The sequence below is a fragment of the Micromonospora sp. NPDC000089 genome, assembly GCF_042899365.1.
In the GTDB taxonomy this organism is placed as follows: domain Bacteria; phylum Actinomycetota; class Actinomycetes; order Mycobacteriales; family Micromonosporaceae; genus Micromonospora.
The window spans coordinates 53,895-72,684 of the sequence record NZ_JBIAZT010000004.1; the positions used below are offsets into that span (position 1 = coordinate 53,895).

Sequence of the window (18,790 nt, forward strand, 5' to 3'; positions counted from 1 at the left end):
CGGGTCCCTCTTGCGACGGGCGGAAACCCCGCCGCTGTCGTGAAACGTGTGGTTGCTGGCAACCAAAGGGGTCAGTGGTTCCCAGCGCGGGGAAAACTAGCGGTCGTCGGCGCTTTCGGCAACGTGAGCGCACGGAGATCAACATAAAGTGACCGAGCCGTCAGTCAGTCAGCCCCCACCCAGGGCGGCCCGACAGTCGGTCAGCGCGCGGTCCGCCGCGGCCCGCAGGGCGGCCGGATCGGGGCCCGCTCCGAGGACCTCCCGGGAGTACGACGGCAGCACCGCGGGGAGGGCGGGACCGAACACGGTCCGCAGGTCCGCCGCCGTCGCGCCCTGTGCGCCGAGCCCCGGGGCGAGGAGTGGGCCATTGACCGCGGACAGGTCGTGACCGGTCTCGCCGATCGTCGCACCCACCACCAGACCGAAGCTGCCGAGCGGCTCGGCACCCCGGTTGAGCTGGGAAATTTCGTCGATCACGGTTTGCGCCACGGTCCGACCGCCGGCCGTGCGGGCGCGCTGCACCTCGGCGCCCTCCGGGTTCGAGGTGAGCGCCAGCACGAAGACGCCGCCACCGTAAGTAGCCGCCAGGTCGAACATCGGCGCCAGCGAGCCGACCCCGAGGTAGGGACTCGCGGTGATCGCGTCGACATGCATCGGGCTGGATGGGTCGAGGTACGCCGAGGCGTACGCGGCGACCGTGGAACCGATGTCCCCGCGCTTAGCATCAAGCAGAACGAGCGATCCACACTCGCGCAACTGTCGGATAGTTGACTCTAAAACGGCCACTCCGCGGGAGCCGAAACGCTCGAAAAAGGCCGCCTGGGGCTTGACCACCGCAACCCGGTCACCGATCGCCTCCGTCACCGTTCGGGCGAACCGGTCCAGCCCGTCGACGTCGTCCGGCAGCCCCCAGCGGGCCAACAATCCGGGGTGCGGGTCGATCCCCACGCAGAGCGGTCCCCGCTCGGCGACCGCCCGGTGCAACCGGGTCCCGAAGCTGTCCATCCGTCTCCCTCTCTCCTCGCGCTGTTCAGCCGGCCGCGACCGCCGCCGCGATCCCGGCCGCGATCCGGGCCAGGTCGGCGTCGTCGGTCACGTACGGCGGCATGGTGTAGACCAGGTCGCGGAACGGCCGCAGCCAGACCCCCCGGTCCACCGCGGCGGCCGTCGCGGCGACCACGTCCACCTCGTGGTCGAGCTGCACCACGCCGATCGCGCCCAGCACCCGCACGTCGGCCACCCCCCGCGCGCCGCGCAGCGGCTCCAGACCGGCGCGCAGGCCCTCGGCGATGCCGGCCACCCGGCCGGCCCAGTCCCCGGCCCGCAACAGGTCCAGCGAGGCGTTGGCCACCGCGCACGCGAGCGGGTTGCCCATGAACGTCGGCCCGTGCGCCAGCACCCCGTCCGCCGAGATGCCCCGGGCGACCCGCGGGGTGCACAGCGCCGCGGCCAGGGTGAGGTAGCCGCCGGTGAGCGCCTTGCCGACGCAGAGCACATCGGGGCTGACCCCGGCGTGGTCGGCGGCGAACATCGCGCCCGTGCGCCCGAACCCGGTGGCGATCTCGTCGAAGATCAGCAGCACCCCGTGCCGCCGGGTCACCTCGCGCAACGCGCGCAGGTAGCCGGGGTGGTGGAAGCGCATCCCGCCGGCGCCCTGCACCACCGGCTCCACGATCACCGCGGCCAGCTCGTCGGCGTGCCGGGCCACCGCGTCGGTCAGCGCGGTCAGGTACGCCGGGTCCGGCGGATCGTCGAACCCGCCGGGCGGCACCGGGGCGAACACCTGCCGGGGCAGCAGGTCGCCCCAGAGGTGGTGCATGCCGCCCTCCGGGTCGCACACGCTCATCGGATGGAACGTGTCGCCGTGGTAGCCGCCGCGCCAGGTGGCCAGCCGGCGCCGCTCGGGCCGGCCGGTGGCCCGCTGGTACTGCAGGCACATCTTGATCGCCACCTCGACGCTGACCGACCCGGAGTCGGCCAGGAAGACGTGCTCCAGCCCCTCGGGCGCCAGCTCGACCAGGGTCCGCGCCAGCCGGACGGCCGGCTCGTGGGTCAGCCCGCCGAACATCACGTGGCTCATCCGGCCGAGCTGGTCGGTGACCGCCGCGTCGAGCACCGGGTGCCGGTAACCGTGGATCGCCGCCCACCAGGACGACATCCCGTCCACCAGCTCACGCCCGTCGGCCAGCCGCAGCCGTACCCCCCGGGCGCTCTCCACCACGTACGGATCGCCCGCCGCCGGCACCGCCGCGTACGGGTGCCACACGTGCGCCCGATCGGCGGCGATGATCTCCTCAGCCCGCACCTCTCCCCCTCCCTCTCACCTGCCCCGGCGATCTTGCACTTTCGGCCCCCGTGCTGCCCCGTTACGCCCGTTTCGCCGGGGCACAAAGTGCAAGATCGCGAGGCGCGGGTCGGGCGCGGGGGTCAGGGGGGCGGAAGGGGGGTGGCGCGGGCGACCGCGGCGCGGATCAGGGCCGGGCCGCGGTAGATGAAGCCGGTGTAGAGCTGCACCAGGGACGCGCCAGCGTCGAACATCCGGGTCGCGTCGTCCGGGTCGAGGATGCCGCCGACGCCGATCACCGGGAGCCGCCCGCCGGTCTCCCGGTGCACGAAGCCGACCACCTCGCGGGCCCGGGCGGCCAGCGGACGGCCGGACAGGCCACCGGTCTGCGCGCCGCCCTCCCGGTCAGCCGGCGCCAGGCCGTCGCGGCCCAGCGTGGTGTTGGTGGCGATGACGCCGGCCGCACCCCGGGCCAGGCACACCTCCAGCAGCTCGGCGACGGCCGCGTCGGTCAGGTCCGGGGCGATCTTCACCAGCACCGGCTTCTCCCCCACCAGCGCCGCGAGCAGCGCGTCCAGGTGCGCCCGGTCCTGCAACGAGCGCAGACCGGGGGTGTTCGGTGAGGAGACGTTGACCGCGAAGTAGTCGCCGTGCCCGCGCAGCGCCCGGTACGAGGCCAGGTAGTCCTCGACCGCCTCGTCCAGCGGAGTGACCTTGGACTTGCCCAGCGAGATGCCCAGCGGCACGCCGAGCGGCCGGGGCAGCGCCGCCAGCCGGGCGGCCAGTGCTGCGGCCCCCGCGTTGTTGAAGCCCATCCGGTTGACCACGGCCTCGCTGTCGGGCAGCCGGAACAACCGCGGCCGGGGGTTGCCCGGCTGGGCGTGCGCGGTGACCGTGCCGACCTCGACGAAGCCGAAGCCGAGCGCCGACCAGGCGGGCAGGGCCACCCCGTCCTTGTCCATCCCCGCCGCCAGCCCGACCGGGTTGGGGAACTCCACCCCGAACACTGTCCGCGGCGCCCGCCGGAAGTACCGCGCCCGCAGCGCCGCCACCGCCCCCGGCCGCCGGGACACGGCGGCCAGCCGCCGCAACGTCCACTCGTGCGCCGCCTCGGCGTCCCCGCCCCCCAGCCGGAACAGCACCGGCCGAACCCCGCGCTCGAAGATCACCGCACCCTCCCGGGTGCAAACCTCGCGTTGATCATGAGGTTACCGGCGAAGTCGATCTCCCTGACCGCGGTCAACGTCATGATCAACCAGCTCTGGCGGGTCACTGGGTGGCCGCCCGGAGGGTGGCGTGCAGGTCCTGGAGGGGGCGGACCCGCATGTCGCCGCGGATCCTCGCCTCGATGCCCATGACCGCGGCGGCGGCGCCGGGGACGGTGGTGATCGCCGGGATGTCGGCGGTGACGGCGGCGCTGCGGATCTCGTACCCGTCGGAGCGGGCGCTCGCGCCGGAGCCCTGCGGGGTGTTCACCACCAGCGCCACGTCGCCGCCCAGGATCAGCGACACCGCGTCCTCGCCCTCGCCCGCCTCGTAGTGCTTGCGGATCTGCTCGCAGGCGATGCCGTGCCGGCGCAGCACCTCGGCGGTGCCGGCGGTGGCGACGATCTCGAAGCCCAGGTCGGCCAGCCGCTTGATCGGGAAGATCATGCCCCGCTTGTCCCGGTTCGCCACCGAGACGAAGATCTTGCCGCTGGTCGGCAGCGACCCGTACGCGGCGGACTGGCTCTTGGCGAAGGCGTGGCCGAAGTTGGTGTCGATGCCCATCACCTCGCCGGTGGACTTCATCTCCGGGCCGAGCAGCGAGTCGATGCCCTTGCCGGCCGGGGTGCGGAACCGCTTGAACGGCAGCACCGCCTCCTTGACCGCGATCGGGGCGTCGGCCGGCAGGCTGCCACCGTCCCCGGTCGCCGGGAGCAGCCCCTCGGCGCGCAGCTGCGCGATGGTCGCGCCGAGCGCGATCCGGGCCGCCGCCTTGGCCAGCGGCACCGCCGTCGCCTTGGAGACGAACGGCACCGTCCGGGACGCCCGCGGGTTCGCCTCGAGGACGTAGAGCATGTCGTCCTTCAGGGCGTACTGGACGTTGAGCAGGCCCCGCACCCCGACGCCCCGGGCGATCGCCTCGGTGTAGCGGCGCACCTCGCTCAGGTGCGAGCCGGCCAGGGTGATCGGCGGCAGCGCGCAGGACGAGTCGCCGGAGTGGATGCCGGCCTCCTCGATGTGCTCCATCACGCCGCCGAGGTAGACCTCGCCGTCGGCGTCGCAGAGCGCGTCCACGTCGATCTCGATCGCGTCGTCGAGGAACCGGTCCACCAGCACCGGGTGGTCCGGGGAGATGTCGGTGGCCCGGCCGATGTAGTCGCGCAGCGTCGGGTCGTCGTAGACGATCTCCATGCCCCGCCCGCCCAACACGTACGACGGCCGGACCAGCACCGGGTAGCCGATCTCGTCGGCGATCGCCTTCGCCTCGTCGTACGAGGTGGCCATGCCGTGCGCGGGCGCGCGCAGGCCGGCCCGGGCGAGCACGGCGCCGAACGCCCCGCGCTCCTCGGCCAGGTGGATCGACTCCGGCGAGGTGCCCACGATCGGCACGCCGGCGTTCTTCAACCGCTGGGCCAGGCCCAGCGGGGTCTGCCCGCCGAGCTGCACGACCACCCCGACCACGCCCGGCCCACCAGCCGCCTTGCCGGAGGTGTCCTCGGCGTGCCAGACCTCCAGCACGTCCTCGAAGGTCAGCGGCTCGAAGTAGAGCCGGTCGGCGGTGTCGTAGTCGGTGGAGACGGTCTCCGGATTGCAGTTGACCATCACGGTCTCGTAGCCGACGGCGTCCGTGCCGGGGCCGACCGGCGCGCCGCGCAGCGCCTGCACCGCGTGCACGCAGGAGTAGTCGAACTCGATGCCCTGGCCGATCCGGTTCGGGCCGGAGCCGAGGATGAGCACCTTCGGCCGGTCCGACGGCGCGACCTCGGTCTCCTGGTCGTACGTCGAGTAGTGGTACGGCGTGGTCGCCTCGAACTCGGCGGCGCAGGTGTCCACCGTCTTGTAGACCGGGCGGACGCCGAGCCGGTGGCGCAGGGTCCGGACGCCGTCCTCGGCGGCCAGCTCGGGGCGCAGCGCGGCGAGCTGCCGGTCGGACAGCCCCGCCCGCTTGGCCCGGCGCAGCAGGTCGGCGTCGAGCACCGGCGCGTCCACGATCTCGGCGCGCAGCTCGACCAGGCCGGCGATCTGGTCCAGGAACCAGGGGTCCATCCCGCCGGACGCCTCGGCCACCTCGGCGATCGACGCGCCGAGCCGCAGCGCCCGCTCGACGGTGTAGAGCCGACCGTCGTGCGGCATCTTCAGCGCGGCGAGGGTGTTCTCCTTCGTCGCGCCGGCCGGATCCGGCACCGTCCAGAAGCCGGCTGCCTTGGTCTCCATCGAGCGCATGGCCTTGTTCAGCGCCTCGGTGAAGTTGCGCCCGAGGCTCATCGCCTCACCGACCGACTTCATCGTGGTGGTCAGCTCCGGGTCGGCGCCGGGGAACTTCTCGAACGCGAACCGGGGGATCTTCACCACCACGTAGTCCAGGGTCGGCTCGAACGCCGCCGGGGTCTTCAGCGTGATGTCGTTCGGGATCTCGTCCAGGGTGTAGCCGATGGCCAGCTTCGCCGCGATCTTGGCGATCGGGAAGCCGGTCGCCTTGGACGCGAGCGCCGACGAGCGGGACACCCGCGGGTTCATCTCGATCACCACGATCCGGCCGTCGACCGGGTTCACCGCGAACTGGATGTTGCAGCCGCCGGTGTCCACCCCGACCTCGCGCAGCACCGCGATGCCCAGGTCGCGCAGGTTCTGGTACTCCCGGTCGGTGAGCGTCATGGCCGGCGCCACGGTGACGCTGTCGCCGGTGTGCACGCCCATCGGGTCGACGTTCTCGATCGAACAGACCACCACCACGTTGTCGTTGCGGTCGCGCATCAGCTCGAGCTCGTACTCCTTCCAGCCGAGCACGCTCTCCTCGATGAGCACCTCGTGCACCGGGCTGGCCGCCAGGCCGGAGCCGGCGATCCGCTCCAGGTCCTCATCGGTGTGCGCCATGCCGGAGCCCAGGCCGCCCATCGTGAACGACGGCCGGATCACCACCGGCAGGCCCAGCTCGCCGACGGTCTCGCGGACCTCGTCCATCGAGTGGCAGACCCGCGAGCGGGGCACCAGGCCCGCCGGGTCGGGCAACCCCAGCCGTACGCCGGCCTTGGCCACGATCTCCTTGAACAGCTGGCGGTCCTCGCCCCGGTTGATCGCCTCGATGTTGGCGCCGATCAGCTCCACGCCGTACTTGTCCAGGACGCCGGCCTCGTGCAGGGCGACCGCGGTGTTCAGCGCGGTCTGGCCGCCCAGGGTGGCCAGCAGCGCGTCGGGCCGCTCCCGGGCGATGACCAGCTCGACGAACTCCCGGGTGATCGGCTCGACGTAGGTGGCGTCGGCGAACTCCGGGTCCGTCATGATCGTCGCCGGGTTGGAGTTGACCAGGCTGACCCGGATCCCCTCGCTGCGCAGCACCCGGCAGGCCTGGGTGCCGGAGTAGTCGAACTCGCAGGCCTGCCCGATCACGATCGGCCCGGAGCCGATCACCAGGATGTGCTTGAGGTCCTTGCGCTTAGGCATCGCTGCGCCCCTCGCTGTCGGTGCGGCCGGCGCCGCCGGTACGGCTGCCGCCGCCGGTGCGGCCTTCGATGAGCTCGGCGAAGCGGTCGAAGAGGTAGTCCGCGTCGTGCGGGCCGGCCGCCGCCTCCGGGTGGTACTGGACGGTGAAGGCGGGCACGTCGAGCGCGCGCAGCCCCTCGACCACGTTGTCGTTGAGGCACACGTGCGAGACCCGCACGCCGCCGAAGTCGGTGTCGATCACCTGGTCGGGCACGACCGCGCCCTGGCCGGCACCCGACACGTCGACCGCGAAGCCGTGGTTGTGGCTGGTCACCTCGACCTTGCCGGTGGCCCGGTCGAGCACCGGCTGGTTGATGCCGCGGTGGCCGTACCCCAGCTTGTAGGTGCCGAAGCCGAGCGCCCGGCCGAGGATCTGGCTGCCGAAGCAGATGCCGAACAGCGGCACCTTCCGGGCGAGCACCTCGCGGGCCAGCGTCACCGGCACGTCGGCGGTGGCCGGGTCGCCCGGGCCGGGCGAGAGGAACACCGCGTCGGCGCCGGTGGCCAGCAGCTCGTCGATGGAGGAGCCGGCGGGCAGCACGTGGGTGGTGACGCCGCGGGCGGCCAGCCGCCGCGGCACGTTGCGCTTGATGCCCAGGTCCAGCGCGGCGACGGTGAACCGGTGTTCGCCGACCGCCTCGACCACGTACGGCTTCTCGGTGGTCACCTCGGCGGACAGGTCCGCGCCGACCATCTGCGGCGACCGGCGGACCCGGTCGGCCAGGGCGGCCGGGTCGTCGTCGACGCTGGAGATGCCGACCCGCATCGCGCCCCGCTCGCGCAGGTGCCGGGTGAGCGCCCGGGTGTCCACGCCACTGATGCCGACCACGCCTTCGGCGGCGAGCCTGTCCTCCAGGCCGCCGGTGGCCCGCCAGTTCGAGCCGATCCGGGCCGGGTCGCGCACCACGTACCCGGCGACCCAGATCCGGGACGACTCGTCGTCCTCGGCGTTGACGCCGGTGTTGCCGATGTGCGGCGCGGTCTGCACCACCACCTGCCGGTGGTACGACGGGTCGGTCAGCGTCTCCTGGTAGCCGGTCATGCCGGTGTTGAAGACCGCCTCGCCGAAGGTCTCACCGACGCTGCCGTACGCCTCGCCGTGGAACGTCCGCCCGTCCTCCAGCACGAGGATCGCGCCTCTACGCTTCACCATGCTGTGCCTCCTTCGATCCGGACTGCGGGACTCCGCTCCGCTACGTTCCTCGCTCGGATCGGATCCCCCTCGATCCGGACTGCGGGACTCCGCTCCGCTACGTTCCTCGCTCGGATCAGATCCCCTTCGATCCGGACTGCGGGACTCCGCTCCGCTACGTTCCTCGCTCGGATCACTTGACAGCCTTTCCGTCCAGGACCGTCGGCTCGCCGCGCAGGAAGGTCGCCACGATGCGACCCGGCAGCGTCATGCGGGCGTACGGGGTGTTGCGACTGCGGCTGGCCAGCTCCGCGGGCTCGATCACCCGCTGGGCGGCCGGGTCGACCAGGGTCAGGTTGGCCGGCACGCCGGGGGCCGGGTCGATCCCGTGCCCGTCGAGGCCGGCGATCCGGGCCGGGGCCCGGGACATCCGCTCGGCGATCAGGTCCCACTCGGGGCCGAGCACGTCGAGCGCGACGGAGAGCGCGGTCTCCAGGCCGAGCATGCCCGGCCGGGCGTACGCCCACTCGCACTCCTTGTCCTCCACCGCGTGCGGGGCGTGGTCGGTGGCGATGACGTCGATCACGCCCTCGGCGAGGGCGGCCCGGAGCGCGGCGATGTCGGTGGCCGTACGCAGCGGGGGGTTGACCTTGAAGACCGGGTCGTACGTCTCCGCCCGCTCGTCGGTGAGCAGCAGGTGGTGCGGCGTCACCTCGGCGGTGACCCGTACCCCGCGTGCCTTGGCGTGCCGCAGCACCTCGACGCTGCCGGCGGTGGAGACGTGGCAGACGTGCAGCCGGCTGCCGACGTGCTCGGCCAGCAGCACGTCCCGGGCGATGATCGCCTCCTCGGCGACCGCCGGCCAACCGGTGAGGCCGAGTCGGGTGGAGACCTCGCCCTCGTGCATCTGCGCGCCCTCGGTGAGCCGGGGCTCCTCGGCGTGCTGCGCGACGATCCCGTCGAACGCCTTGACGTATTCGAGGGCGCGGCGCATCAGCTTCGGGTCGGCCACGCAGTGCCCGTCGTCGGAGAAGATCCGCACCCGGGCCGCCGAGTCGGCCATCGCGCCCACCTCGGCCAGCCGCTCACCGGCCAGTCCGACGGTGACCGCGCCGATCGGCTGCACGTCGACCAGACCGGCCTCCCGGCCGAGCCGCCACACCTGCTCGACCACGCCGGCGGTGTCCGCGACCGGCGAGGTGTTGGCCATCGCGCAGACCGCGGTGTAGCCACCCAGCGCGGCGGCGCGGGAGCCGGTCTCCACCGTCTCGGCGTCCTCCCGGCCGGGCTCGCGCAGGTGCGTGTGCAGGTCGACCAGGCCGGGCAGGGCGACCAGCCCGGTCCCGTCGAGCACGGTGGCGTCCGGCGCGGTCAGGCCCGCGCCGGTCCGCGCCACCACGCCGTCGCGGATCAGCAGGTCGGTCGGCGCGGCGCCGACGACGCTCACGTTCTTGATCAGGTACGCGGTCACCGGTTGTTCCCTCCGAGCAGCAGGTAGAGCACGGCCATCCGCACGGAGACCCCGTTGGCGACCTGTTCGACGATGGTGGAGCGGGGCGAGTCGGCGACCTCGGGCGTGATCTCCATCCCCCGGTTCATCGGGCCGGGGTGCATGACGATCGCGTGCTCCGGCAGCCGGCGCATCCGCGGGCCGTCCAGCCCGTAGCGGCGGGCGTACTCGCGGGCGGAGGGGAAGTAGGAGTCGTTCATCCGTTCCCGCTGCACCCGCAGCATCATCACCACGTCGACGTTCGGCAGCACGGCGTCGAGGTCGTACGACACGTCGGTGCCGGGCGCGAGCGCGGGCGAGATGTGCACCGGGATCAGCGTGGGTGGGCCGACCAGGGTGACCTTCGCGCCGAGGGTGGACAGCAGCAGCACGTTGGAGCGGGCCACCCGGGAGTGCAGCACGTCCCCGACCACCGCGACGTGCAGGCCGGCGAGCCGGCCCAGCCGGGACCGCATCGTGTACGCGTCGAGCAGCGCCTGGGTCGGGTGCTCGTGGGTGCCGTCGCCGGCGTTGACCACCGACCCGTCCACCCAGTTGGCGAGCCGGTGCGGGGCGCCGGAGGCCGGGTGCCGGACGACCACCGCGTCGGCGCCCATCGCCTGGAGGGTGAGCGCGGTGTCCTTGAGGCTCTCCCCCTTGGTCACGCTGGAGCCCTTGGCGGAGAAGTTGATCACATCGGCGCTGAGCCGCTTGGCGGCCGCCTCGAAGGAGATCCGGGTCCGGGTGGAGTCCTCGTAGAAGAGGTTCACCACGGTCCGGCCGCGCAGGGCGGGGAGCTTCTTGACCTCGCGGCCGGCGACCGTGGCCATCTCGGCGGCGGTGTCCAGGATCCGGGTGGCGGTGTCGGCGTCCAGGTCGGCGCCGGAGAGCAGGTGCCTGATCATGAGGGGGACCCCCCGAAGAGCTTGACCTCGTCGGCGCCGTCGGTCTCGGCGAGGGTGACCCTGACGCTCTCGGCGAGCGAGGTCGGGATGTTCTTGCCGACGTAGTCGGCCCGGATCGGCAGCTCCCGGTGGCCGCGGTCGACCAGCACGGCGAGCTGCACCGAGGCGGGGCGGCCGACGTCGTTGAGGGCGTCGAGGGCGGCGCGCACGGTGCGACCGGAGAAGAGCACGTCGTCGACGAGGATCACCCTCTTGCCGTCGATGCCGCCGGGCGGCAGCTCGGTCGGGCCGATCGCGCGGGTGGCGTGCCGGCGCAGGTCGTCGCGGTAGAGGGTGATGTCGAGCACGCCGACCGGGACGTCGACGTCCTCGAAGGTGCTGATCCGGGCGGCGAGCCGCCGGGCGAGCGGGGTGCCCCGGGTGGGGATGCCGAGCAGCACGGTGTCGGCGGCGCCCTGGGTCTTCTCCAGGATCTGGTGGGCGATCCGGTCGACGACGCGCTGGACGTCGGCGCTGGCGAGGATCACCTTCACCGAGGGTTGTCGCTCCTGCGACGATTGGACAGCCGGTGGGCAGGCCACGGCGGACCTCCTTCCCCGCCTCACGGGACGGGTCGTTAAAGGACGTCGGGGTCTCCGGTCGGGTCGCGGACGGCCCGGGCCGGAGCTTCACGCCACGTTACCAGCGGTCACCGGCTTCCTCGCCGGCACCCGCTGATCCCCGGATCAGCGTGGCGAAATGCGGACAACTGGCACCGGGCTTTCCGGCGCTCGCGACGTCACCACTTGACCGCGTGTCGCAATCCCCGTACCGTCACGCTCCGTAGCGATCGCTGGGAGAACCCCAAAGCACAGCACTGGGAGTGTCCGAATGCCCTCTGAATACGCCAAGTCGCTGGGCGCCCGCCTGCGCTCCATCCGCCAGCAGCAGGGCCTGTCCCTGCAGGGGGTGGAGGAGAAGTCGAACGGTCGGTGGAAGGCCGTGGTGGTCGGCTCGTACGAGCGCGGCGACCGGGCCGTCACCGTGTCCCGCCTGGCGGAGCTGGCCGACTTCTACCGCGTTCCCGTCTCGGAGCTGCTGCCCGACGGCAGCGGGGTGCGCCACGAGCCCACCAGCAAGATCGTCCTGGACCTGGAACGGCTCTACGACGAGGCCTCCGAGGACCTCGCCTACGTCGCCCGGTACGCCCGCGCCATCCAGCAGCAGCGCGGCGACTACAACGGCCGGGTGCTCTCCATCCGCGCCGACGACCTGCGCGCGCTGGCGATCGTCTACGACGCCTCGCCGTCCGGCCTGATCGAGCGACTGACCGAGCACGGCGTGCTGGTCGCCGACCCGCGGGCGTTCTTCGCCTCCTGAACCACCCGCACCGAGAAGGGCCCGAGCCGACCGGCTCGGGCCCTTCTCGTGGTACGGGTGCCAGCGGGACGCCGCCGCGGCTCAGCGGGTGGCGTACTCGGCGATCCGGCCGAGGATGCCGTTGAGGAAGCGCGGCGAGTCGTCGGTGGACATCTGCCGGGCCAGCTCGACGGCCTCGCTGATCGCCACCGCGTCGTCGATCTCGTCGACGTAGAGCAGCTCGTAGACGGCGATCCGGGCGAGGTTGCGGTCGACCACCGGCATCCGGTCCAGCGTCCAGCCCTCGGCGTAGCTGGCGATCAGCTCGTCGATCCGGTCGAGGTGGGTGGCCACCCCCTCGACCAGGCCGACCGCGTACCCGAGGTGCTCGGGTCGCGGCTGCTCGATCCGCTCGACGTAGCCGGCCAGCACCTCGGCGGCCGGCCGGTCGCGCAGATCGGCCTCGTAGAGCACGTCCAGCGCCCGCTTCCGCGCCTTGCGGCGCGACGGCATCTGCTGCTTGGGACCCTCGGCCATCAGGATCGGCCGAGGTAACGGCCGTCGCGGGTGTCGACCTTGATCTTCTCGCCGGTGGTGATGAACAGCGGCACCTGGACGGTGGCGCCGGTCTCGACGGTGGCCGGCTTGTTGCCGCCCGTCGAGCGGTCACCCTGCAGGCCCGGCTCGGTGTAGGTCACCTCGAGCACCACCGAGGTGGGCAGCTCGATGTAGAGCGGCACGCCCTCGTGGGTGGCGACGGTCGCCTCGGCCTCCGGCAGGAGGTAGTTGGCGGCCTCGCCGACGGTGCCGCCGAGCACGGTGATCTGGTCGAACGTCTCCAGATCCATGAAGACGAAGTCCTCACCGTCGGCGTACAGGTACTGCATGGTGCGCTTGTCGACGGTGGCGGTCTCGACCTTGGTGCCCGCGTTGAAGGTCTTGTCGACGACCTTGCCGGACAGCACGTTCTTGAGCGTCGTGCGGACGAACGCCCCACCCTTACCGGGCTTGACGTGCTGGAACTCGACGACGGCCCAGAGCTCCCCGTCGAGGTTGAGTACCAGGCCGTTCTTGAGGTCGTTGGTGGATGCCATTTCCTGCCTTGATCATCAATTGGCGGACAGACCTGGCAAGTCTACTAGCTGCCGCCAACCGGTGACTCCGGCGCTGGTCGGGCCCGGCCCTCGACACCCGTGCCCCGAGCGGTGACCACTCACCGTTGTCGCGCTTCGGCACCCCCGCCACCCCCCGCCGGCGGCTTTGCTCTGCTGCCACCGACGCGACAGTCACCTTCGGTGATCCACGCCTCCGGTGACACCTGCCACAGCACTTCAGGTTTGCCCAGCTCACCGTGGTGGTGCGCATATGGCAGCAGAGCAAAGCGGCCGGCGGTGGCGGATCGCTCCGGGTCGAGCTCCTCACCGAGGGTGACTATCACCCAGGTCACGTGCAGTGACCGTGTCGGTTCGCCTCCGTGGGCGGGACGGCCCGGCACGGCTCGGTGCCGCGAGAACCGGACCCCGCCGGTACGGCCGGCGGGAGGGACGGCGTCCGAGGTGCCACCGACGCGGGCACAAGGCACGACCCAAAGCCCGCGGGCGCGAGGCACGGCACCGCAGGGGCGGCCGGCGCGGGGGCCATCAGCCGGGGTGGCCGGTTCAGCCGGCCGCGTCCCGGCGGGCCGCCAGGTGCTGCAGGGCCAGCCGATACCCGTCCACGCCCAGCCCGCAGATCACCCCGGTCGCCACCGCCGACACCACCGAGTGGTGCCGGAACTCCTCCCGGGCGTGGATGTTGGAGATGTGCACCTCGACCAGCGGGCCGCGCAGCAGCGCGCAGGCGTCCCGTACCGCGATCGAGTAGTGCGACCAGGCGGCCGGGTTCAGCACCACCGCGGCGCCCTCGTCGGCCGCCTCGTGCAGCCAGCCGAGCAGCTCGTGCTCGGCGTCGGTCTGCCGCACCACCACGTCCAGGCCCAGCTCCCGACCGGTCTCGACGCAGCCCGCCGCCAGGTCGGCGTAGCTGGTCAGGCCGTACACGTCGACCTGGCGGGTGCCCAGCCGACCGAGGTTCGGCCCGTTCAGCACGTACACCCTCACGAGGAGATCTCCCGGTAGGCGGCGTGCAGCAGGTCGTCGTCCGGGCCGTCCAGGATTCCCGGGCGGGCCAGACCGTCCAGCACCACGAACCGCAGCCGGCTGCCCCGGGCCTTCTTGTCCACCCGCATGGCGGCCAGCAGCGCCGGCCAGGCGTCGGCCGGGTAGCTGGTGGGCAGGCCGAGCGCGGCCAGCACGTCCCGGTGCCGCCGCGCGGTGGCCGCGTCGAGCCGACCGGCCAGCCGGCCGAGCACCCCCGCGTACATCGTGCCGACCGCCACCGCGTGGCCGTGCCGCCAGCGGTAGCCCTCCACCTTCTCGATGGCGTGGGCCAGGGTGTGCCCGTAGTTGAGCACCTCGCGTACCCCGGACTCGCGCAGGTCTCCCGCGACCACGTCGGCCTTCACACGAATCGCCCGCTCGATCAGCTCCCGGGCCACCGGCCCGGTCGGGTCCACCGCCGCGACCGGGTCCCGCTCGATCAGGTCGAGGATCACCGGATCGGCGATGAAGCCGCACTTCACCACCTCGGCGAGGCCGGCGGCCAGGTCGGCGGGCGGCAGGCTGTCCAGCGTCGACAGGTCGCAGATCACCCCGGCCGGCGGGTGGAACGCCCCGACCAGGTTCTTGCCGGCCGAGGTGTTCACGCCGGTCTTGCCGCCCACGGCGGCGTCGACCATGCCGAGCAGCGAGGTGGCCACCGGCACCCAGCGCACCCCGCGCAACCAGCAGGCCGCGACGAACCCGGCCAGGTCGGTGACCGCGCCGCCGCCCACCCCGACCACCGCGTCGACCCGGGTGAAGCCGGCCGCGCCGAGCCGCTCCCAGCAGTCGGCGGCCACCTCGATCCGCTTGCCGGCCTCGGCGTCGGGCACCTCGATCGGCAGCGGCACCACGCCGGCGGCCCGCAGCCGCTCGCCCAGCGTGTCGGCGAGCGCCTTGAGCGGCGGCGCGTGCAGCACCGCCACCCGCTCCGCGCCGGGCAGCAGCCGCAGCGGCGGGTCGAGCAGATCGCGTCCGACCAGTACGTCGTACGGCCGCTCGCCGCCGACCGGGATCCGGGTCACCTCGTCCATCGTCCGGCAGCCTAGTCGAGGATCTGCCCCCGGACCGCCGGCGTCCACCTGCTGGTGGCGGCCCGGGACGCGTCCCGCCGCCGCCCTGCGGCGTTCAACCGGTGGGGCCGCGGACGCGGCGAGAGCACAGGCCCGACGAGCTGGAGGTGGTCCGATGGCGGGCACCACGATCGACGGGGCGGACATCCGGCTGCCCGCCGTGATCCTCGGCGTCGGGCTGGGTGGGTTCGTCGACGGCATCGTGCTGCACCAGGTGCTGCAGTGGCACCACATGCTCAGCAGCACCGGCAGCGACCACATCGGGGTGAAGGCCTACCCGGTGGACACCGTGCCGGGGCTGCGGATGAACACCCTGTGGGACGGGCTGTTCCACGTGGTCACCTGGGTCGCGGTGCTCGCCGGGCTGGCCCTGCTGTACGCCCGGGTCACCCGCTCACGCGGCCGGCTGTGGCGCTCCCCCGCGCTGTGGGGCTGGGCGCTGGTCGGCTGGGGACTGTTCAACCTGGTCGAGGGGGTGGTCGACCACCACCTGCTGGGCATCCACCACGTGCGCGGCGGCCCGCACCAGACCGCGTGGGACGTCGGCTTCCTGGTGCTCGGCGCGGCCCTGGTCGCGGCCGGCTGGGGGGTGCAGCGCCGGGCCGGCACGGTGGACGTCACCGCCGACCGGCGGTGAGCCACACCGGACCCGGTGGCGGCGTCGACCCGCTGCTGCTCGTACCCCTGGTGGTGTTCTGGGTCTACCTGGCCACGGCGCTGCGCCAGCGCGACCCGGGGCGCGGTGGGTGGAGCCACCGGCGTACCGCGAGCTTCGGCGCGGGCTGCGCGCTGCTCGCCGCGGCGCTGCTGGTGCCCGGCCACGACCCGGTCGGGCACATGTGGCGACACCTGCTGGTCGGCATGCTCGCCCCGCTCGGCCTGGTGCTCGGCGCGCCCGGCACCCTGGCCCTGCGCACGGTACGGCGCGACGTCGGGCGGGCGGTGCTGCGGGTGCTGCGCCGCCCGGTCGCCCGGACGGCGGCCCACCCGATCACCGGTCTGCTGCTCACCGCCGGTGGCCTGTACGCGCTGCACCTCACCCCGCTGTACCGGGCCACCCTGGCCCACCCGGGGCTGCACGGCCTGGTCCTGCTGCACTTCCTCGCGAGCGGGTACGTCTTCACCTGGGCGATCGCCGGCCCAGACCCCGGCCCGCACCGGCCCGGGGTGCCGTTGCGGTTGGTCGTGCTCGGGCTCTCGGTCGCCGCGCACGCCACCCTGGCCCAGCTGATGTACGCCGGCCTGGTCGACACCGTCGCGCCGGCGGCGCAGCTGCGGTCGGCGGCGACGCTGATGTACTACGGCGGCGACCTGGCCGAGATCCTGCTCGCCCTCGCCCTGCTGGCCACCTGGCGGCCGGCGGCCCGACGGGCCCGCCCCGGGCCGGTGCCGTCGTCGGCGTGAAGCGGGAGTCCGTCCGTGGCCGGTGCCGGCACGGCGTGCTCAGTCGGGCGGTGCGGCGTCATCCGGCCGATCCGCCCAGGCCGCGAGACGGGTCGCGTGAACGCGGACGGCGTCGCGCAGCGCGTCCGGGTGGCGGACGGTGAACGGCCAGCCGAGCCCCGCCAGCAGCTGCGCCATTCCGTCGAGCCGCTCGGCGCGGGTCCGCAGCAGCACCCCGCCCGCGACCTCGGTCAGCTCGCCGACGGTGGGCGGGAGGCGGCGTCGGGCGGTGGCCGCGTCGGTCTCCAGCAGCACCTCGACGGCGTGCGTGTACGGCACGTCGGCCAGCGCCCGGGTCACCTGGGCCACCGGGTCGACATCGTCGGGCACGGTGAACGTCTCCGGTCCGGTGTCGACCGCGGCTATCCGGTCCAGCCGGAACGTGCGCACCTGCGCGCGTAGGTGGTCGTACCCGGTGACGTACCAGCGCCCGGTGTGGAAGACCAGCCCGTACGGGTCGAGCTGCCGCCGCGACGGCTCGCCCCGCCAGGAGCGGTAGTCCAGCGTCACCCGACGCCGCCGCCGGGCGGCCGCACCGAGGGCGAGCAGCGTGTCGGTGGCCGGGCGCAGCGCCGGGTCGGCCCGGCGCAGCGTGAAGCCGAGGTGGTCCTGGACGGCGGCGAGCCGCTCCGCGAGGGGGGCCGGCAGCACCCGCCGGATCTTGGCGAGGGCGGTGGCGGTGGCCGGCGCCTCCGTGCCCAGCCCCAGCCGTTCCGCCGCGACCAGGCCGAGCAGCACGGCGACCGCCTCGTCGTCGGTGAGCATCAGCGGCGGCAGCTTGTAGCCGGGGCCCAGCCGGTAGCCGCCGTACCGGCCCCGCTCGGCGATGACCGGGATGCCGAGGTCGACCAGGGTGGTGACGTACCGGCGCACGGTGCGCTCGTCGACCCGGAGCCGGTCGGCCAGCTCCGCGCCGGTGAGCCGATGGTTGCTCTGCAGCAGTTCGAGCATCGCCAGCACCCGGCCGGCAGGATGTGACACGGGACACCTCGCGATTCCGGGCGGAAACTGTCCGGTATCGAGCCTACGGTGCAGCCGGACATCGAGCGAGGGAGAGTCGAGATGGCGACGTTCGTGCTGGTACCAGGATTCTGGCTGGGCGGGTGGGCATGGCGGGAGGTGACCGCCGACCTGCGCGGGCGCGGCCACGAGGTGTTCCCACTGACCCTCACCGGGGTCGCCGAGCGGGCCCACCTGGCCGACCCGGAGGTGGGGCTGGACACCCACACCACCGACATCACCGCGCTGATCGAGACCGAGGAGCTGCGGGACGTGATGCTGGTCGGGCACTCCGGCGGCGGTATGCCGGTGACCCAGGCCGCCGACCGGATCCCGGACCGGATCGGGAAGGTCGTCTACGTGGACAGCGGCCCGCTGCCGGACGGGACGGCCCAGTTCGACAGCAACCCGCCGCAGGAGCAGCAGCGGCTACGGGCGGAGATCGGGGACGGGCACCTGCTGCCACCGCCGGCCTGGCGGCCGGCCGACAACCCGGACGGCCTGGCCGGGCTGGACGACGAAGCGCTGGCCCTGCTGCGCCGGCGGTCCACCCCGCAGCCGCTGCGCGCCGCCACCGACCCGGTCCGGCGCACCGGTGGCCGGCCGGTGCCGGCCGCGCTGGTCGCCTGCACGTTCCCGGTCGACACGGTCGCCGAGATGATCGACCAGGGGCACCCGTTCTTCGCCGGCCTGGCCGGCGCCGAGCTGCGCGGCCTGCCCACCGGCCACTGGCCGATGCTGAGCGAGCCGGCGGCGCTCGCCGGGCTGCTCGACGAGATCGCCGCCGGGGTCACGCCTTGAGCAGGGCGGCGATCTCCGCGGCGATCTCTTCGGGTGTGCGCCCGTCGGTCGCCACGGTCGCCGTGGCCACCTCGGCGTAGAGCGGTCGGCGCTGGTCCATCAGGTGCTTCAGGGTGGCCCGCGGGTTGATCGCCAGCAGCGGTCGCCCGGCGCCCAGCCCGACCCGCTTCACCGCGTCCGGCAACTCCACCGACAGGTGCACCACCGGCTGGCCGATCAGCGCGGCGCGGTTCTCCTCGGCGAGGACCGCGCCGCCGCCGATGGCGAGCACGCCGGCGTGCGAGGCCAGCGCCGCCGCCACCGCGGCCCGCTCCAGCGCGCGGAAGTGCGCCTCCCCCTCGTCGATGAAGATCTCCGGGATCGGCTTGCCGGCCATCGCCTCGATGTCGGCGTCGGTGTCCCGGAACCCCACCCCGAGCAGCGTCGCGAGCCGCTCGCCGACGGTGGTCTTGCCCGAGCCGGGGGCACCGACCAGCACGCAGACCGGCCTCGTCACCGCACG

Annotated in this window: 18 protein-coding genes; 4 read left to right on the top strand and 14 right to left on the bottom strand. The window is 73.3% G+C overall.

Annotated features, from left to right (window positions below; genetic code table 11):
• Positions 1-168: 168 nt before the first annotated feature.
• From pyrF to pyrR, 8 genes are all read right to left on the bottom strand, one after another.
• Positions 169-1,005: an orotidine-5'-phosphate decarboxylase gene (gene pyrF, locus ACFY3U_RS09800; RefSeq protein ID WP_387197856.1), complete on the bottom strand. Its 837-nt coding sequence runs from the start codon at positions 1,003-1,005 to the stop codon at positions 169-171.
• A 25-nt stretch (positions 1,006-1,030) separates the two neighbouring features.
• Entirely contained in the window at positions 1,031-2,305 is a 1,275-nt protein-coding gene (locus ACFY3U_RS09805) for an adenosylmethionine--8-amino-7-oxononanoate transaminase (protein ID WP_387197859.1), read from the bottom strand.
• Between the two features lie 122 nt (positions 2,306-2,427).
• The gene (locus tag ACFY3U_RS09810) at positions 2,428-3,453 is read right to left on the bottom strand and encodes a quinone-dependent dihydroorotate dehydrogenase (RefSeq protein WP_387197862.1); all 1,026 of its coding nucleotides are present in this window, start codon (positions 3,451-3,453) and stop codon (positions 2,428-2,430) included.
• Between the two features lie 100 nt (positions 3,454-3,553).
• Positions 3,554-6,931: a carbamoyl-phosphate synthase large subunit gene (gene carB / locus ACFY3U_RS09815; RefSeq protein WP_387197864.1), complete on the bottom strand. Its 3,378-nt coding sequence runs from the start codon at positions 6,929-6,931 to the stop codon at positions 3,554-3,556.
• Positions 6,924-8,120, bottom strand: a complete 1,197-nt coding sequence (carA, locus tag ACFY3U_RS09820) for a glutamine-hydrolyzing carbamoyl-phosphate synthase small subunit (RefSeq protein ID WP_387198823.1) — start codon at positions 8,118-8,120, stop codon at positions 6,924-6,926. The genes carB and carA overlap by 8 nt, the downstream gene beginning before the upstream one ends.
• Positions 8,121-8,295: 175 nt before the next feature.
• Positions 8,296-9,573 carry a dihydroorotase gene (locus ACFY3U_RS09825; RefSeq protein WP_387197867.1) on the bottom strand — a complete coding sequence of 426 codons (1,278 nt, stop codon included), beginning with the start codon at positions 9,571-9,573 and terminating at the stop codon, positions 8,296-8,298.
• Positions 9,570-10,496 (bottom strand): aspartate carbamoyltransferase catalytic subunit, encoded by a 927-nt coding sequence (locus ACFY3U_RS09830; RefSeq protein WP_387197870.1) that lies wholly within the window; start codon positions 10,494-10,496, stop codon positions 9,570-9,572. Before ACFY3U_RS09830 ends, ACFY3U_RS09825 begins: the two co-directional genes overlap by 4 nt.
• Positions 10,493-11,077, bottom strand: a complete 585-nt coding sequence (gene pyrR / locus ACFY3U_RS09835; RefSeq protein ID WP_387197873.1) for a bifunctional pyr operon transcriptional regulator/uracil phosphoribosyltransferase PyrR — start codon at positions 11,075-11,077, stop codon at positions 10,493-10,495. Before pyrR ends, ACFY3U_RS09830 begins: the two co-directional genes overlap by 4 nt.
• Positions 11,078-11,366: 289 nt before the next feature.
• On the opposite strand from pyrR, the gene ACFY3U_RS09840 reads away from it, so the two are divergent.
• Positions 11,367-11,855, top strand: a complete 489-nt coding sequence (locus ACFY3U_RS09840; protein ID WP_013285505.1) for a transcriptional regulator — start codon at positions 11,367-11,369, stop codon at positions 11,853-11,855.
• Positions 11,856-11,936: 81 nt separating this feature from the next.
• Here the strand turns inward: ACFY3U_RS09840 and nusB are convergent, their stop codons facing one another.
• The 4 genes from nusB to aroB form a co-directional block, all read right to left on the bottom strand.
• Positions 11,937-12,347, bottom strand: a complete 411-nt coding sequence (gene nusB, locus ACFY3U_RS09845) for a transcription antitermination factor NusB (protein WP_387198826.1) — start codon at positions 12,345-12,347, stop codon at positions 11,937-11,939.
• Between the two features lie 23 nt (positions 12,348-12,370).
• The gene (efp, locus tag ACFY3U_RS09850; protein ID WP_358042926.1) at positions 12,371-12,928 is read right to left on the bottom strand and encodes an elongation factor P; all 558 of its coding nucleotides are present in this window, start codon (positions 12,926-12,928) and stop codon (positions 12,371-12,373) included.
• Positions 12,929-13,492: 564 nt separating this feature from the next.
• On the bottom strand, positions 13,493-13,933 hold the full coding sequence (gene aroQ / locus ACFY3U_RS09855; protein ID WP_387197876.1) for a type II 3-dehydroquinate dehydratase: 441 nt from the start codon (positions 13,931-13,933) through the stop codon (positions 13,493-13,495).
• Positions 13,930-15,006, bottom strand: a complete 1,077-nt coding sequence (gene aroB, locus ACFY3U_RS09860) for a 3-dehydroquinate synthase (RefSeq protein WP_387197879.1) — start codon at positions 15,004-15,006, stop codon at positions 13,930-13,932. Before aroB ends, aroQ begins: the two co-directional genes overlap by 4 nt.
• A gap of 154 nt (positions 15,007-15,160) precedes the next feature.
• On the opposite strand from aroB, the gene ACFY3U_RS09865 reads away from it, so the two are divergent.
• Entirely contained in the window at positions 15,161-15,682 is a 522-nt protein-coding gene (locus ACFY3U_RS09865; protein WP_387197881.1) for a DUF2243 domain-containing protein, read from the top strand.
• Positions 15,679-16,449: a cytochrome c oxidase assembly protein gene (locus ACFY3U_RS09870; protein ID WP_387197884.1), complete on the top strand. Its 771-nt coding sequence runs from the start codon at positions 15,679-15,681 to the stop codon at positions 16,447-16,449. Before ACFY3U_RS09865 ends, ACFY3U_RS09870 begins: the two co-directional genes overlap by 4 nt.
• Before the next feature lie 39 nt (positions 16,450-16,488).
• Here ACFY3U_RS09870 and ACFY3U_RS09875 read toward each other — a convergent pair whose 3' ends face one another.
• A complete protein-coding gene (locus tag ACFY3U_RS09875) occupies positions 16,489-17,469 on the bottom strand; it encodes a helix-turn-helix transcriptional regulator (protein WP_387197887.1) in 981 nt (326 codons plus the stop codon).
• Positions 17,470-17,550: 81 nt separating this feature from the next.
• Between ACFY3U_RS09875 and ACFY3U_RS09880 the strand changes: the two genes are divergently transcribed.
• Positions 17,551-18,288 (top strand): alpha/beta fold hydrolase, encoded by a 738-nt coding sequence (locus tag ACFY3U_RS09880; protein WP_387197891.1) that lies wholly within the window; start codon positions 17,551-17,553, stop codon positions 18,286-18,288.
• On the opposite strand, the gene ACFY3U_RS09885 is transcribed toward ACFY3U_RS09880, so the two are convergent.
• The gene (locus ACFY3U_RS09885) at positions 18,278-18,784 is read right to left on the bottom strand and encodes a shikimate kinase (protein ID WP_387197895.1); all 507 of its coding nucleotides are present in this window, start codon (positions 18,782-18,784) and stop codon (positions 18,278-18,280) included. The genes ACFY3U_RS09880 and ACFY3U_RS09885 overlap by 11 nt on opposite strands.
• Positions 18,785-18,790: the final 6 nt, after the last annotated feature.

What these genes read in the sequence shown, in the direction of transcription:
- pyrF (WP_387197856.1), bottom strand. Translation starts at nt 1,005, where the DNA reads ATGGACAGCTTCGGGACCCGGTTGCACCGGGCGGTCGCCGAGCGGGGA.
- carB (WP_387197864.1), bottom strand. Translation starts at nt 6,931, where the DNA reads ATGCCTAAGCGCAAGGACCTCAAGCACATCCTGGTGATCGGCTCCGGG.
- ACFY3U_RS09830 (WP_387197870.1), bottom strand. Translation starts at nt 10,496, where the DNA reads ATGATCAGGCACCTGCTCTCCGGCGCCGACCTGGACGCCGACACCGCC.
- ACFY3U_RS09840 (WP_013285505.1), top strand. Translation starts at nt 11,367, where the DNA reads ATGCCCTCTGAATACGCCAAGTCGCTGGGCGCCCGCCTGCGCTCCATC.
- nusB (WP_387198826.1), bottom strand. Translation starts at nt 12,347, where the DNA reads ATGCCGTCGCGCCGCAAGGCGCGGAAGCGGGCGCTGGACGTGCTCTAC.
- efp (WP_358042926.1), bottom strand. Translation starts at nt 12,928, where the DNA reads ATGGCATCCACCAACGACCTCAAGAACGGCCTGGTACTCAACCTCGAC.
- aroB (WP_387197879.1), bottom strand. Translation starts at nt 15,006, where the DNA reads ATGGACGAGGTGACCCGGATCCCGGTCGGCGGCGAGCGGCCGTACGAC.
- ACFY3U_RS09865 (WP_387197881.1), top strand. Translation starts at nt 15,161, where the DNA reads ATGGCGGGCACCACGATCGACGGGGCGGACATCCGGCTGCCCGCCGTG.
- ACFY3U_RS09880 (WP_387197891.1), top strand. Translation starts at nt 17,551, where the DNA reads ATGGCGACGTTCGTGCTGGTACCAGGATTCTGGCTGGGCGGGTGGGCA.